The following is a 15,154-nucleotide window of genomic DNA, read 5'->3' as shown; positions in this document are numbered from 1 at the left end:
AAGGACCGCCCCAGGGTGCCATCGTGCCGCCGAGGAGGGGCCGATGGATGCAGTGGCGGGGCAGGATGCGGGGACTCGCGCCGCGCGATCGGGCGCTCTCGCGGTGGTGGCGCTCGCCGTGGCCGTCCTCACCGCATGCTCGGGCGGGACGACCGAGCTGGAGCGGGCCCAAGCCGAGGTGACGGCCAAGCAGAAGGCGGTGACCTCCGCCGAGGCAGAGGCATCGTCGACCGCCGCGGCGTTCTGCGAGGCGGGCAAGGCGTACATCACGGGCCTCGACCGGTACGGGGACATCCTCACCTCGACGGCGCCGACGGTCGGCGACGTGCGAAGCGCGGGCGCTGAGCTGTCCCGTCCCCGGGATGCCGCCTTCGACGGCGCGGACGCGGCCGTCGCCGCCCACGAGCAGTTGGTGACCGCGCAGAAGGAACTGGCGGACGCCGAGGCGAAGCTGCGCGCAGTGCAGACCGGGACGGCGGCTCCTCCGTCGCCGTCTCCCTCGGCCTCCGTGACGCCGCTCCCGTCCGCCGACGTCGTGAACCGGGTCAAGACCGCGGACACCGAATTCACGGCCGCCCAGGAGTCGATCGGCGACGAGACGCCGCTGGCCGAGGCCGCCGTGCAGTTCAACAGCGCAGCCGTCGCGCTCGAGTTCGCCTGGCTGCGTCTCTTCGCCGATGCCGGCTGCATCCCGGACGAACGGGCGCAGGACGCGCAGGCAGCCGTCGGCGCCTATGTCGCTGCACTGCAGAACGACCTCGCCGCGGCCGGGTACTACACCGGCGCGGTCGACGGCATCTACGGACCGCAGACGGCCGCCGCGGTGGAGGCCCTGCAGCAGAAGAACGGTCTTCCCGTGACCGGCGCGGTCGACAAGGCCACGGCCGCAGCCCTGCAGAAGGAGCTCGCCGCCGCTGGAGGAGCGGCGGCGAAGGACGACACAGCGGCCACCATCGCCCTCCAGCAGACGCTGAAGCTCGCCGGCTACTGGGACGGACCGGTCGACGGCGCCTGGACGCCCGCGCTGACCGAGGCCGTCATGGCGCTGCAGACGGACCTCGGCGTCCCTGCGACCGGGGTCGTCGACGCCGTCACGATCAGCGCGTTCGAGAAGGCGCTCGCCCAGGCGAAGCAGCCGGCGACCACCTCGACCCCCACACCGTCGGCCACGGCGGGCTGACGAGCGGCGCGGCGTCGGCCGTCCCCGCTACGCTCGGCGCATGAGCATCGACGTGCTGCCTGCGACGGGCCGGTTCGACGACTTCGCGGCGTTCATGGTGCCGCGCAAGCCGGGTGGCGGCGGATGTGTGTGCATGTCGTACCGGGACGCGCGGCTCGGGATGCCCGAGCGCGTCGCGTACATGCAGCACGAGTGCGAGACGGAGCCGGGGCCCGGGGTGCTGGTGTACGCGGACGGCGAGGTCGCCGGCTGGTGCAGCGTCGCGCCGAAGTCGACGTACCGCCGCCTGATGAACTCCCGCACCATCCCGCACGTCGACGAGGACCGCGACCCGTGGTCGATCGTGTGCTTCGTCGTGCGGGGCGCCTTCCGCAAGCGCGGACTCATGCACGATCTCCTCGACGGCGCGGTCGAGCACGCCCGGGCGAACGGGGCGGCGATGGTGGAGGGCTATCCGGTCGACACCGGCGGCGACCGCGTGGATGTGATCAGCGGCTATGTCGGGACCGTCGAGCTGTTCGAGCGGCACGGCTTCCACCGGCTGCAGGCCACCGACGCGCACTCGGGCGGCGGCGTCCGCTGGATCATGCGGCGGGAGCTGGGGTGAGCGGGGACGTGCGGATCCCCGAGCGGCAGCAGGAGTTCCTGGACCGCGTGCTGCCGCGCATCGCCGCCGACGACCGGGTGACGGCCGTCGCGCTCTCCGGCTCGCTCGCGCACGGCTCGCCCGACGCGTTCTCGGACGTCGACCTGGTGCTCGCGATCCCTGACGAGTCGCACGCCGCGGTGATGGCCGACCGGCTCGCCCTCATCGCCGCGTGGACGGACCTCGTGGTCGGATTCACCGGCGAGCACGTGGGCGAGCCGCGCCTCATCGTGGCGCTGGTGGGGCCGCCGCTGCTCCACGTCGACTTCACCTTCCTGCCGGAGTCGCGGTTCGCGGAGGTGGTGGGCGGCCTCCGTCTGTTGCACGGAGCGGTCGATGCACCCGCGGCGCAGCTTCCGGCCGAGAGTGCGCCGTTCGACGCGCAGTGGATCGAAGACCGCTTCTGGACGTGGATCCACTACGGCGCGACCAAGCTGGCCCGCGGCGAGCTCTTCGAAGCGCTCGACACGCTGGCCGCGCTCCGCTCGCTGGTGCTCGGCCCGCTGGCGTCGGTGCGGGCGGGCGCCGAGCCCCGCGGCGTCCGGCGACTGGAGTCGGTCGCGCCGGAGGACGCGGCCGCGCTGCGGGCGACGGTGTCCGGCTACGACCGTCGCGAGGCGGCCGAGGCGCTGCTCGCGTCGGTCGAGCTCTACCGGCGATGGCGTCCCCGCGACGTCACACGGCGAACGGGCGCGGAGGAGCTGGCGGTCGCCTTCCTGCACGAGGTGATCGCTTAGCAGCGTCGTGACTAGGCGGCCGCGCGCGCGTGCCGCTGCACGAACTCCAGTGCCTCGTCGGCGACCTCGCGCCATCCCGAGTCGATGACGAGCGAGTGGCCGCGGTTCGGGATGACCACCAGCTCGGTCACCCCGGGGTTCTTCTGCTGGATGCGGTACTCGTTCTCGACGACGGACTGCGGGACCGTGTGGTCCTCGGCGCCCGCGATGAGCAGCAGCGGGCCGCGGTCGTGGTTATCGGTGACGACCTTGGTCTCGGCGAACGGGTTGAAGTTGGCGGTGGCCGCCTGGAAGATCGGCACCCCGGAGGCGGGCACGTGGTACTTCTCGTACAGCGCGCGTCCCTCCTCCTCGGATACGGCGTTGGTCCAGCCGTACGCGAACTGCTCGTAGGTGAGGGTGACGCCGTGCTTGGAGTGGTTGAACTTCAGGAGGGCGGGCGCGCCGGCCTTCAGCGCCGAGGGCGGCAGCGCCGTGACGCCCTTGAACTGCGCGGCGTCGATCGCCACGGTGACCGCGTTCTTCGACTCGCCCGCGAGCTTCTGGGCGATGAGGCCGCCGAAGCTGTGGCCGATCACGACCGGCGCCTGGTCGAGCGCATCGATCGCCTCGGCGTAGTGGTCGGTGACCTGGCGGACCATCTTGCCCGCGAAGACGTCGGGGTCGGACTTGGCCTGCTCCACCGTCTCCGGGTCGTCGGGCCAGCCGGGGGCGATCGTCGTGAAGCCCTGCTCCTCGAAGAGGGCGCGCCACGGCTGCCAGCTGCTCGACAGCAGCCACAGGCCGTGGACGAAGACCACGGGCGTCAGTCCGGAGGCGTTTGCGGCGTCGATCTCGTCGCGTTCGGCGGAGGTGAGGGGCATGGTGCGACTCCTTCGGGTGTGAGGAACCGGGTCGCTGCGCGGAGCGGCAGCGTACGCGACGAAGTCTCGTCGGCCGGAGGGCCGCCGCACAAGATCCAGCCCGTTACAGCCCCTCGGCCACCGCCGCAGCCCCGTGCAGCCACGCCCGCTGCGTCCGCGCCGCAAGCGACTCGAACGACAGTCGGCCGCCGTGCATCTCCGGGTCGAACGGGATGGTGACGGCTCGGCGCGCGAGCGGTTCGAAGCCCCGGGCGACCCGGCGGACGTCGGCGGCCGGTCCGGTGCGCTCGGACTGGGACACGATCACCACGGCCTCCCGCGCGAGCCGCGCCGAGTGCGCATCCCGCTGCAGCAGCGCCTCGAGGAGGAGCGCGCCGGCCTCCGCGTGCTCGCCGAGCGCGGTGGTCGCGATAACCAGCTGGTCGGTGTGATCGATCATCCGGAGCCAGCGCTCGGCGGACTCGTCGTTGCCGCTGTCGATGATCACCAGCCGGTAGAACTTGGTGGCCACGGTGTGCAGGCGGTCGAAGTCCTCGCTCGAGATGCGCTGCTCGGTGGCGAGCATGGTCGGGTTGGAGCGCAGCACGTCGTACTTGTCGGCGTTCTGGTGGTGCACGAAGTGTCCGATGTCGGCGGTGCGCGCGCCGGCCGACATCAGCTCGTCGGTGGCGGGGAGCAGCGACTGGACGGTCGCGTCGTGGTCGTCCTTCTCGGTGCGCCAACCGAGTGTGCCGCGGGTCTCGTTGTTGTCCCAGGCGAGGACGCCGGAGCCGCCGTTGCGCGCGAAGACGGCCGAGAGCAGGGCCGTGGTCGGCGTCTTGTTGGCGCCGCCCTTGCCGTTGACGATCGCGATGGTGCGGGGACCCGCCCAGTGGCGGCTCACCGCATCCAGCTCCGCCCGCTCCCGCAGCTCGGCCGCCGAGGGGGAGAGGGGCATGCCGGCGCGGGCGAGGGCGCCGCGGAAGCCCTGCTTGGCGCGGTCGGGACGCGGCCGCTCGACGTACAGGAACGACTCCCGGGCCGGCGCCTCGCGGGTGGCGGGCTCGGTCGCGGTGGCGTCGGTGGTGCCGCTGTCGGTCGCGGCGGGGTCGGTGGTCGGGATCTCGCGCGTCGTCGCCAGGCGTGAGGAGACCGGCGCGAGGTCGGGGCCCTGGGCGACGGACAGCGCCTCTTCGTCGCCGATGCTGCCGTCCGGCTGGATGGCGAGCAGCCAGTCGCCCTCCTCGTCCGAGACGGTGAGGCGGACCGGCCGCCCCGCGGAGGCCGCGATCTCGCCGACGCGGCCGAGCACGGCCTCGCGCAGGCGCTCCGTGCTCTCTGCGGCGAAGGTCTCGGGCACGCCGTCGACGATCAGCTCCCCGGTCGCGTCGGGCGAGAACCGGGCGCTGAGCTGGGGTGACGGGGACAGATCAAGGGACACGTGCTTCCTTCCGCGGCCCATGTCACGAGACGGCATAGACCGACGACAGACGGTAGACCGGTCCGGGAGGCGCGTCCAGGGACGCTCAGGGTCTTGACAGATTGGCCCGGTCGGTCAGCAGGCCGAGATCGCGCAGGCTCTCCGCGGTCTCGACGATCGTGTCGGCGGCGGCACGCGGCCGCAGGCCGAGCTCCCGCTTCGCCTTCTCGTTGTGGATGACCAGCGGCGCCGGCTCGTCGCCATGCAGCTCCTCGGTGGGGACGCGCGCGGCGAGCTCGCCGAGGCGTTCGCGCAGCACGTTCGCGGCGTCGAGGAACGTCATGGTCGGACCGTCGGCCAGCAGCAGGTACCTGTTGCCGGCCGCCTCGGGCGTGGCCATCGCGGCGCGGTGCGCCGCGGCGACGTCGCGCACGTCCGCCATCCCGAACCGCTGCCTCGGGACCGCGGTCATCGTGCCGTCGAGCATCCCGGTGAAGACGGACAGGGAGGAGCGGACGGACGCGGTGAGCGTCGGGCCGGCGATCCAGGTCGGATTGAGCGCGACGAGTTCGAGGCCGCCGCCCTCGCGCTCGACGAAGTCCCAGGCGGCGCGCTCGGCGACCGCCTTGGACAGCGGGTACGCGGGCAGGCCCGGGGTGGCCGGGTCGGTCCAGTCGCTCTCGTCGTACTCGCGCACCGGCTTCGGCGAATAGCCGACGGCGGCGAACGACGAGGTCAGCACGACCCTGCGCGCACCCGCGTCGCGGGCCGCGCGGAGCACGCGCAGGGCGCCGTCGCGAGCCGGGACGACCACCTCGTCGGGCGTGGTCCCGAGGATCATCGGGGACGCGGTGTGGTGCACCTCCTTGATGCCCGCGAGCGCGTTCGTCCATCCCTCGTCGTCGGTGAGGGACGCTGCTGCGAACGACAGTGCGGTGTCATCCGCTCCGGCGCGGCGGACCGCGGCGCGAACGTCGTCGGCGCGGTCGAGCGACCGGACGGTCGTGCGGACGGCGACGCCGGTGCCGAGCAGGTCGGCGACGAGCCGGGTGCCCAGGTAGCCGTTGCCCCCGGTGACGAGGACGGTCGGAGTGTCGGTGGTGGTCATCGGAAGGTCTCCTCGAGTCGGGGAAGGATGGATTCGAGCTCGTCGTGCGCACGGGCCTCGGCCGCGGCGTCGGCCCTGTCGCGGGCGTCCCAGAGCTGGGACTTCACGCGCAGGTAGTCGAGGTGGACGCGGAGCGTCGCGATCTGTTCCTCGACGCGCTCGGCGTGACGCAGGAGGATGTCCCGCTGCTCGCCCGCCGCCGCGCGGCCGCGGCGGCGGTTCGCCTGGTAGGTGCGCATGTCCTCGATGCCGACGCCCATGGCGCGCAGGCAGGCGAGCACCTGCGCGGAGTCGAGGTCGCCTTCGGCGTACCGGCGGTGGCCGCTGCGCTCGTCGCGGGCGATCGGGCCGAGCAGGCCGACCTCCTCGTAGTACCGCAGCGTCGGCTCGCTCAGCCCGCTCTGGCGGGAGACGTCCTGGATGGTCAGCGTGCTCATGTCCCCATCAGAACAGACCTCAAGCGCTTGAAGTCAAGTCGGCAGCGGGCGGACTCAGTCGACCGCGGTCGCCTCCACCAGCCACACCGTGTCGGGATACGACACCGGCGACATCACACCCGCCTTCGCGAGCGCCGCGCCGGTCAGCACGACCCCGTCCGGGTCCGCGGCCCAGGCGGGCGCCGCGCCTTCGCCGCGGGGCGACCCCAACGGCAGGAGGCGCACGCGGTAGCGACGGTCGGCGTGCAGCCCGCGCAGGGTGACGCGGCCGATCGGCGCCACGTCGGAGCGGGAGACGTAGGCCAGGGCGAACAGCGCCCGGCCGCCGTCGGGGGCCACGACGCCGCCGATCTGCAGGGACGGGTCGACCTCGTCCATCCGCACCAGGTCGCCGGCGTGCAGCAGGTCCCGGTTCTCGACGTGGAACGCGATCCACTCGCGCAGCTGGTCGAGCTCGGCGTCGGACGCCTCGGTCAGATCCCACTCGATGCCGAGGTGACCGAACAGCGCGCTCGCGGCACGGAACGCGAGCGAGTGGACGCGGTGGGTCGTGTGCGAACGGCCGGAGGCGATGTGGGCGCCGAGCAGTTCCGGCGGGAGGAGCTGCTGCGTCCAGCGCATCATGCCCTGGCGCTCCAGCGGGTCGATGCAGTCCGACACCCAGACCCGGTCGGTGCGCTCGATCACCCCGAGGTCGACGCGTGCGCCGCCGGAGCTGCACGACTCGATCTCGAGGTCCGGGAAGCGCTCCTTGAGCTCGTCCATCAGCCGATACACGCCGAGGGTCTGGGCATGCACGCCCGGACGGCCCGTGGGGAGGCTCCCGGCATCCACCAGGTCGCGGTTGTGGTCCCACTTGATGTAGGCGATGTCGTTGTGCGACAGGATGTCGACCATCCGGTCGCGCACGTAGGCGTACGCCTCGGGGATGCCGAGGTTCAGCACCTGCTGATGCCGCGCCTCCACCGGGAGCCGGCCGCCGGTCTGCATGATCCACTCGGGATGCGCGCGGGCGAGGTCGGAGTCGGGGTTGATCATCTCAGGCTCGAACCACAGGCCGAACTCCATGCCGAGCGAGCGAACTCGGTCGATCAGGGGCGTCAGGCCGTCGGGCCAGACGGTCTCGTCGACGTACCAGTCGCCCAGGCCGGCGCGGTCGTTGCGGCGGTGGCGGAACCAGCCGTCGTCGAGCACGTACCGTTCGACGCCGAGTGCGGCCGCGCGGTCGGCGAGCGCGGTGAGGTTCGCCAGGTCGTGGTCGAAGTAGACCGCCTCCCAGACGTTGAGGGTGACGGGACGCGGTCGCCGGGGATGCTGCGGCCGCGCACGCAACCAGCGGTGCAGTCGGCCGGCCTGGTCGTCGAGCCCGTCGCCGTAGACGCCGTAGACCCAGGGTGTCCGGTAGCTTCGCCGCTGGCGAGCACGATCTCGCCCGGAAGCAGCAGCTCGCCGCCGCCGACGACCTGGTCGCCGCCCGACAGCCGCTCGGCGTAGTGCCGGTGGTCTCCGCTGAACCCGACATGCAGGCCCCAGACCTCGCCGCTCGCGAAGCCGAATCCCGGCTCGCCGACGGTGAGCAGGGTGGCCGCGTCGGCGCCGGTGCGGCCGCGCCGGCCCTCTCGCACGTGGGCGCCGACGGTCAGCGGCGAGCGCTGCGGGGTGCGCTCCTTGCCCCAGCGGCCGGCGAAGTCCAGGACCTCGCGGGCGCGGGCGGGCACCGGCAGGGCGAGCGAGAGGTCGTCGAGCCGGTAGGCGCCGCCATGGTTGGTCAGCGTCGCGGCGACGCGGAGGACGCCCTGCGGCGTCAGCTCGATGTCGAAGGCGACCTCGAGGGCAGCCTCCTCATCGCGCGCGACGATCCGCACGACACCGCCGGGGACGGTGGCGAGACCGTCGCGCTCGTCGGCCGAGCCGGTGTCCACGGAGACGACTCGCAACCACGGCGACCACGCACCGCCGTCGTCGCGGTTGCCGCTGAGTCCGGGACGGCCCAGCCAGCCGGTGTGCTGCTCAGGGAGCAGCGAGAGCCGTGTCGGCACATCCGGGGTGTTCGCCACGACCGGACGGTCGCCCGCAGCCACGAGATCACGCGCGCCTGCCGCATCCAGCTCGCCGAGTGCCGCGCCCCAGTGGGCGACGGCGGGCAGCCGGTCGTCGGCGACGTCGAGCAGCACGCTCACGCCGCCGGCCGTCAGGTGGATGCTCTGCAGGGGCACGCGGTTCTCCTTCGTACAGCGGACGGGGCAGGCTCGGCGCCTGCCCCGTCCATCTTCGTCGCCCTCGGGGACGGATCAGCCCTTGACGGGGATGGACTGCGCCTTCAGCGCCTTGATCGTCGACTCCTGGGCCGACTTCAGCGCGTCGGTGAGCGTGCCGCTGCCGCTGACCGCGCTCTTGAACCCGTCGGAGACATCCGCGTACGTCTGGGTCATCGTCGGGCCCCAGGTGAAGTCCGGCTTCACCTGAGACGAGGCCTTCGCGAACACGTCGTAGATCTTCTGGCCGCCGTAGAAGTCGACCCCCTGCTGCAGCGCGGGGAGCTCGAGGCCCTTCTTCGTCGCCGGGTACAGGTTGGCTGCCTTGTTCAGCGCGGTCAGCGCCTCATCGGAGGTGTTCAGCCAGAGGGCGAACTTGGTCGCCTCGTAGAGGTGCTTCGACCCGGTGAACGCCACCACCGAGCTGCCGCCCCAGTTGCCGGCTGCGTTGTCGCCCGCCGACCACTGCGGCGACGGCGCGACGGCCCAGTCGCCCGCGGTGTCCGGAGCGCCCGACGAGATGGAGTTGGCGCCCCACACAGCCGAGTTCCACGTCCACGCCTGGCCGGAGTTGTAGGCGTTGTTCCACTCGTCCGTCCACGCCGGCACCGTCGACACGAGGCCGTCCTTGATGAGGCCGTTCCAGTAGTCGGCGACCTTGGTGGACTCGCTGCTGGTCAGGTTCACCGTCCAGTCCTTGCCGTCGTTGGCGAACCACTGGCCGCCGGCCTGCCAGACGAAGCCGGCGAACTGGTTGATGTCGGTCTGCGAGAAGTTGGTGATGTACCCGCCGAGCGCGCGGATCTTCTTCGCCGCCTCCGTGTACTCGTCCCACGTCTTCGGGACGGCGATGCCGTTCTTCTCGAAGAGGTCCTTGCGGTAGAACAGCGCCATGGGGCCCGAGTCCTGCGGGATGCCGTAGACGCTCTTGTCCGAGCCGAGCGACACCTGGTTCCAGGTCCAGTCGACGAAGTCGCTCTTGGCCTTGACGACCGCGGAGCAGGCGCTCAGGTCCTCGAGCGCGTTCTGGACGCGGAAGTTCGGAAGCGCGTCGTACTCGACCTGGCCGAGGTCGGGGGCGTTGCCCGCCTTCACCTCATTGAAGAAGTTCTTGTAGGTGCCGTTGTTGCCGTTGGGGCCTTCCTGCACCTTGACCTGGATGTCGGGGTTCTTGTCGTTCCAGAGCTTCACGACGTCGGCCATGCCGGGCACCCAGGTGGTGAAGTCGAGCGTGACCTTGCCCTTGCTGGGGGCGCAGGCGGCCGCGGTGTCGCCGGAACCCGACGACGACGAGGAGCAGCCGGCCAGGGCGACCGTCGCGCTCACCGCGAGGGCGGCGATGGCGGCGATTCTCTTCGGGTATCGCATTGTGATCCTTCTCTCGGTGTGATCCACCCGGCTTCGATGCCGGGAGCTTGGGGTCGTCGGGCGCCGGCTACTTGAGCGAGCCGGAGCCGAGCCCGTTCCGCCAGTAGCGCTGGAGCAGGAGGAACGTGACGACGAGGGGGATGATGGACAGGAAGGCGCCGGAGAGCACGAACGTGCGCAGCTCCGGGACCTGGTTGATCTGCGTGTTCCAGGTGTAGAGGCCGAAGGTGACCGGGAAGAGCTCGGTGGACCGCAGCATGATCAGGGGCAGGAAGAAGTTGTTCCAGATCGCGACGAACTGGAACAGGAACACCGTCACGAGCGCCGGCGTCATGAGCCGCACCGCGATGGTGAAGAAGGTGCGCAGCTCGCCCGAGCCGTCGAGCCGAGCCGCTTCGATCAGTTCGTCCGGCACGCTCGCCGCCGCGAAGATTCGGCTGAGGTAGACGCCGAACGGGCTGACGATCGAGGGCAGCAGCACCGCCCAGATGGTGTCGGTGAGCTGCACCTTGCTGAACAGCAGGAACAACGGGAGCGCCAGCGCCGTGGCCGGGACGAGCACGCCGCCGAGGACGATGTTGAAGATGCTCTCGCGGCCGCGGAACCGGTACTTCGCAAGCGCGTAGCCGCACATCCCGGCGAGCAGGGTCGCGAAGAAGCCGCCGACCCCCGCGTACAGGATGCTGTTCAGCATCCAGCGCCCGAAGATCCCGTCGCCGTAGGCGAGCATGTCGCCGATGTTCTTGAACAGGTTGAAGTCGGCGAACCAGAGCCCGTTCGTCGTGAGCAGCTGCCCGCGCGACTTGCTCGACGCGACGACGAGCCACCACAGGGGGATCAGCGTGTAGAGCGTGAACAGCACCATCACCGTCATGGCGACGGTGCGGGACACCGCACTCTGCCGCGGGGCGGTGCCCTGCCCGCGGCGGCGACGGCGTCGCACCTCGCGTTCGGCGCGGGCTCCGGTCGGGACCGGGATCAGGGTCTCGGCGGTCATGCGTCCTGCCCCTTTCGCTGCGTCACCTTGAGGAAGGTGAACGAGAGGACGAAGGTCGCCAGCGCGAGCACGACGCTGAACGCGGCGGCGAGGTTGTAGTTCGGGAGCGAGCTGGTCGCGTAGATCGTCATGTTCGGCGTGTAGGTGCTGGTGACCGCGGAGCTGAACGAGGCGAAGACCTGGGGCTCGGCGAGCAGCTGGAGCGTGCCGATGATCGAGAAGACGGCCGTCAGGAGGATCGCGGGACGCACGATCGGGATCTTGATCGACCACGCCATCCGGAACTGGCCCGCGCCGTCGAGACGCGCGGCCTCGTAGATCTCCTGCGGCACCGCGAGGAGCGCCGAGTAGATGATCAGCATGTTGTAGCCGACATAGACCCAGGTGACGACGTTGGCGATCGACCACAGCACCAGGTCGGCGCCGAGGAAGGGCACGGCCTTGGTGAGCGCCGAGAACGGCGACAGGTTCGGCGAGAACAGGAATCCCCACATGATCGCTGCGATCACGCCGGGGACGGCGTACGGCACGAAGTAGGCCAGTCGGAAGAATCGCTTGCCCTTGATCAGCGGCGAGTCGAGCAGCAGGGCGAACACCAGGGCGAGGCCGAGCATGACGGGGACCTGCACGACGCCGAACAGGAGAACGCGGCCGACGGAGGTCCAGAACGCCTGATCCTGGAACACCAGGGCGTACTGCTGGAGCCCGCCGAAGACCTCGGTCGCCGGACCGAAGGTGCCGTCACGCTGGACGACCAGCAGCGACTCCCACACGGCGTAGGCGACGGGCAGCGCGTAGAACAGGGCGAACAGCACCAGGAACGGGGCGACGAGCGCGATGATCGCGCGCTTGTGCGGGGTCCGGATGCGGCGGCGGGGCGGGCGCGCGGGCGCCTCGGCCCGCGCGGTGGCGGACGTCACGGTCATGACGCCTCCTCTCTGCTGATCCCGGCATCGCCGGCGGGGACGAGGACGGGCGCGGCGTCCTCGCGGATGATGCGCACACCGCCCGCGGGGACGACGACGGAGCTCTCCAGGCGCTCGCCGGAGAGCAGGTCGACGCCGGCGGAGGCGAGCTGCACGTCGTGGTCGCCGTGGTTGATGGCGAACAGGAACGAGGTGCCGTCGCTGCCGATGCGGCGGGTGACGTCCAGCTCGGCGGCGCCGGCGGCGAGGGGGCGACGCCGGCGCCGTCGAGAGCTTCGCGGACCAGGTCGTCGAGGTCGAGCTGGTCCAGTTCCGTCGCGACGTACCAGGCGGTGCCGTCGCCATACGAGTTGCGGGTGATGGCCGGGCTGCCTGCGGCAGGTCCCTCGGCGAAGGTGTCGACGACGGAGGCGGTGGTCGCGCGGCCGCGCTCGCTCCAGACCGTGCCCGTGCGGCCGGAGGCGAGGTGGACGCTGTCGCCCGGCACCAGCGGGGTGAACTCGTCCATCCGCACGCCGAGCAGGTCGCGCAGGAGCCCGGGGTAGCCGCCGGTGACGACCGTCTGCTCCTCGTCGACGAGACCGCTGAAGAAGGTGACGACGGCATGGCCGCCCTGCTCGACGTACCGGTGCAGCCCCGCCGCCTGGCTCTCGGTGAGCGAGTACAGGGCCGGGACCGCCACCAGCCGGTAGCCGGCCAGGTCGGCGCCCGGGGCGACGACGTCGACCGTGACCCCGGCCGCGCGCAGGGCACGGTAGACCGTGTGCACCTGCTCGAGGTAGCGGACGTTCTGGCTGGGCAGGTTGTCGCCGTTGGCGGCCCACCACGACTGCCAGGAGAAGACGATCGCGACCTCGGCGCGGACCGTGGTGCCCGTCACCTCGGAGAGTGCGCCGAGCGCGCGGGCGAGTTCCTGCGCCTCGCGCCAGGTCGCCGAGTCGGTGCCGGCGTGCGGGAGCAGGGCGGAGTGGAACTTCTCGGAGCCGCGCACGGAGGCGCGCCACTGGAAGAAGCAGATCGCGTCGGCGCCGCGGGCCACGTGCGTGAGCGCGTTCCGGAGCAGCTGCCCGGGTGCCTTCGCCAGGTTGACCGGCTGCCAGTTGACCGCTCCGGTGGAGGTCTCCATCAGCATCCACGGACGGCCCTGCGCGAGGCCGCGGGTGAGGTCGGCCGCGAAGGCCAACTCGGTCGTCGGGTCGTCGAGGCGGTCGTCGAGGTAGTGGTCGTTCGCGATGAGGTCGAGGTCGCCCGTCCAGCTCCAGTAGTCCATGTTCTGGATGTGCGCCGCGTTCATGAGGTTCGTCGTCACCGGCCGGTCGCTGTGCCGGCGGATGACCTCCGCCTCGGCACGGAAGTGGTTCAGCAGTGTGTCGGAGGAGAACCGGTGGAAGTCGACGACCTGGGCCGGGTTACGGGTGGAGAGCGTGGCGCGCGGCGGCAGGATCTCCTCCCACGCTCCGTAGCGCTGACTCCAGAATGCGGTGCCCCAGGCATCGTTGAGCCGATCGATCGTCTCGTAGCGGTCGCGCAGCCAGCCGCGGAACGACGCCGCGCTCTCGTCGCAGTAGCAGAGGGCGTTGTGGCAGCCGATCTCGTTCGACACGTGCCACAGCGCGACGGCGGGGTGGTGGCCGTAGCGCTCGGCGATGCGCTCAACCAGTGTGAGCGCGTAGCGCCGGTAGACCGGCGAGCTGGGGCAGAAGGCCTGGCGTCCGCCCGGGAAGCGGCGCGTGCCGTCGATCGCGACAGGGAGGAGTTCGGGATGCAGGGTCGTGAGCCACGCCGGCGTCGACGAGGTGGCCGTCCCCAGGTTCACGCGGATGCCGGCGTCGTGCAGCAGGCCGATGATCTCATCGAGCGCGGAGAAGTCCCACACGCCCTTCGCCGGGTTGACCTGCGCCCAGCCGAAGATGTTGATGGCGACGAGACCGACGCCGAGCTCGCGCATCAGCGCGATGTCCTCGAGCCACACGGCGCGGTCCCACTGCTCGGGGTTGTAGTCGCACCCGAGGATCATGCCGTCCGCGTCGGGGATGAGCACTGTGGCTCCTTTGCCAGTCTGTGAACGTGCACACATTTGGGTGTGCGCGTCCCGTCGTTCATTGTGGGAACGTGCACAGTCTGCGTCGCTCCGAAGCCGGAGCAGCGGGACTGTGAACGTGCACAGACTAAGCAGGCCGCATTCCATCTGTCAAGCTCCCGCATCCCCTAGACTTCCTCCATGACCGAACCCCGCCGCCGCGCCACCGTGGTGGACGTGGCGCTCGAGGCGGGCGTCTCGCGGGGGACCGTGTCCCGCTACGTCAACGGCGGCCACTACGTCTCGAGCGAGGCGCGGCAGGCGATCGAGGCGGCGATCCGCAAGGTCGGCTACACCCCGAACACGGCGGCACGAAGCTTGGTACGCCAGCGCACGCAGGCGGTCGGCTTCATCGTCCACGAGCCGCACTCGGTGTTCCTGGAGGACCCGAACATCGGCGTGATCATGCTCGGCGCGAACGCCGCGCTGTCGGCGCACGACTACCAGATGGTCTGCCTGATCGTGGACTCCGAGCGCGACACCGACCGCGTCTCGCGCTATCTGAGCGGCGGCTTCGTCGACGGCGCGATCGTGGTGTCGGCGCGCGACCGCGACCCCATCCTCTCGGTCATCGAGCGACTGGGCCTGCCCGCCGCGTTCGTCGGACACCCGCCGGGGATCACCGCGCCCTTCATCGGCATCGACAACCGGGGCGCCTCCGCCGCGATCACACGGCGGCTCATGCAGACCGGCCGCCGCCGGATCGGCATGATCGCCGCCGCCCTCGACCGCGACTCGGGCGCCGACCGCCTGGCAGGGTTCCGCGAAGCGCTCGGCATCGCGTACGACCCCGAGCTCGTCGTGCCCGTCCCGCTGTACTCGTTCAACGACGGTGCCGACGGGATGCGCACCCTGCTCGAGCGCGCGCCCGACATCGACGGCGTGGTCGCCGCGTCGGACGCGGTCGCCGCGGGCGCGATGCAGACCCTCCACGAGGCCGGGCGCTCCATCCCGGGCGACGTCGGACTGGTCGGCTTCGACGACAGCTCGTGGGCGACACGCACCACTCCGCTCCTGTCGACGGTCCACCAGCCCGCCGAGGGCCTAGGCCGTTCCGCCGCCGATGCGGTGCTGGAGCAGATCCGCACCGGCGACACGACCGCCGGCGGGCTCGTGCTCGACACCCCCATCGTGTGGCGCGAATCGGCCTGACGGGTG

Annotated in this window: 12 protein-coding genes and 2 pseudogenes; 4 read left to right on the top strand and 10 right to left on the bottom strand. The window is 71.2% G+C overall.

Translation table 11 applies throughout. From position 1 onward, the window contains the following. Positions 1–43: 43 nt before the first annotated feature. The 3 genes from ACRAWB_RS10520 to ACRAWB_RS10510 are packed head-to-tail and all read left to right on the top strand — an operon-like array spanning position 44 to position 2,563. Complete coding sequence (locus ACRAWB_RS10520; RefSeq protein ID WP_431353274.1) at positions 44–1,180, top strand: peptidoglycan-binding domain-containing protein; 1,137 nt, start codon at positions 44–46, stop codon at positions 1,178–1,180. Positions 1,181–1,220: 40 nt separating this feature from the next. After that, the gene (locus ACRAWB_RS10515) at positions 1,221–1,787 is read left to right on the top strand and encodes a GNAT family N-acetyltransferase (RefSeq protein ID WP_431353273.1); all 567 of its coding nucleotides are present in this window, start codon (positions 1,221–1,223) and stop codon (positions 1,785–1,787) included. Continuing rightward, positions 1,784–2,563 (top strand): hypothetical protein, encoded by a 780-nt coding sequence (locus ACRAWB_RS10510; RefSeq protein WP_431353272.1) that lies wholly within the window; start codon positions 1,784–1,786, stop codon positions 2,561–2,563. Before ACRAWB_RS10515 ends, ACRAWB_RS10510 begins: the two co-directional genes overlap by 4 nt. 11 nt (positions 2,564–2,574) lie before the next feature. Here the strand turns inward: ACRAWB_RS10510 and ACRAWB_RS10505 are convergent, their stop codons facing one another. The 10 genes and pseudogenes from ACRAWB_RS10505 to ACRAWB_RS10460 all read right to left on the bottom strand — a co-directional run. Next, positions 2,575–3,426, bottom strand: a complete 852-nt coding sequence (locus ACRAWB_RS10505) for an alpha/beta fold hydrolase (protein ID WP_431353271.1) — start codon at positions 3,424–3,426, stop codon at positions 2,575–2,577. A 103-nt stretch (positions 3,427–3,529) separates the two neighbouring features. Then, positions 3,530–4,846, bottom strand: coding sequence for a MinD/ParA family ATP-binding protein (locus ACRAWB_RS10500; protein ID WP_431353270.1), 1,317 nt, complete (start codon positions 4,844–4,846; stop codon positions 3,530–3,532). Between the two features lie 85 nt (positions 4,847–4,931). Beyond that, positions 4,932–5,933, bottom strand: coding sequence for an NAD-dependent epimerase/dehydratase family protein (locus tag ACRAWB_RS10495; protein ID WP_431353269.1), 1,002 nt, complete (start codon positions 5,931–5,933; stop codon positions 4,932–4,934). Continuing rightward, on the bottom strand, positions 5,930–6,370 hold the full coding sequence (locus ACRAWB_RS10490) for a MerR family transcriptional regulator (RefSeq protein WP_431353268.1): 441 nt from the start codon (positions 6,368–6,370) through the stop codon (positions 5,930–5,932). The genes ACRAWB_RS10495 and ACRAWB_RS10490 overlap by 4 nt, the downstream gene beginning before the upstream one ends. 54 nt (positions 6,371–6,424) lie before the next feature. After that, positions 6,425–8,586 (bottom strand): annotated as a pseudogene (locus ACRAWB_RS10485) (alpha-galactosidase). A gap of 75 nt (positions 8,587–8,661) precedes the next feature. Then, positions 8,662–9,993 (bottom strand): ABC transporter substrate-binding protein, encoded by a 1,332-nt coding sequence (locus tag ACRAWB_RS10480; RefSeq protein ID WP_431353267.1) that lies wholly within the window; start codon positions 9,991–9,993, stop codon positions 8,662–8,664. A gap of 67 nt (positions 9,994–10,060) precedes the next feature. Next, positions 10,061–10,990, bottom strand: a complete 930-nt coding sequence (locus ACRAWB_RS10475; RefSeq protein ID WP_431353266.1) for a carbohydrate ABC transporter permease — start codon at positions 10,988–10,990, stop codon at positions 10,061–10,063. Then, complete coding sequence (locus ACRAWB_RS10470; protein WP_431353265.1) at positions 10,987–11,916, bottom strand: carbohydrate ABC transporter permease; 930 nt, start codon at positions 11,914–11,916, stop codon at positions 10,987–10,989. Before ACRAWB_RS10470 ends, ACRAWB_RS10475 begins: the two co-directional genes overlap by 4 nt. After that, positions 11,913–12,092, bottom strand: a complete 180-nt coding sequence (locus tag ACRAWB_RS10465) for a Beta-galactosidase C-terminal domain (protein WP_431354499.1) — start codon at positions 12,090–12,092, stop codon at positions 11,913–11,915. The genes ACRAWB_RS10470 and ACRAWB_RS10465 overlap by 4 nt, the downstream gene beginning before the upstream one ends. A 137-nt stretch (positions 12,093–12,229) precedes the next feature. Next, positions 12,230–13,864, bottom strand: a pseudogene (locus ACRAWB_RS10460) (beta-galactosidase); the annotation flags it as partial. 273 nt (positions 13,865–14,137) lie between these two features. Here ACRAWB_RS10460 and ACRAWB_RS10455 point away from each other — a divergent pair. Then, positions 14,138–15,148, top strand: coding sequence for a LacI family DNA-binding transcriptional regulator (locus ACRAWB_RS10455; RefSeq protein ID WP_431353264.1), 1,011 nt, complete (start codon positions 14,138–14,140; stop codon positions 15,146–15,148). Positions 15,149–15,154 lie beyond the last annotated feature (6 nt).

It is taken from the genome of Leifsonia poae (assembly GCF_050632865.1).
Lineage (GTDB): Bacteria > Actinomycetota > Actinomycetes > Actinomycetales > Microbacteriaceae > Leifsonia > Leifsonia poae_B.
Note: the sequence above shows the minus strand (reverse complement) of the source record. Positions and strands in the feature narration are given on the sequence as shown.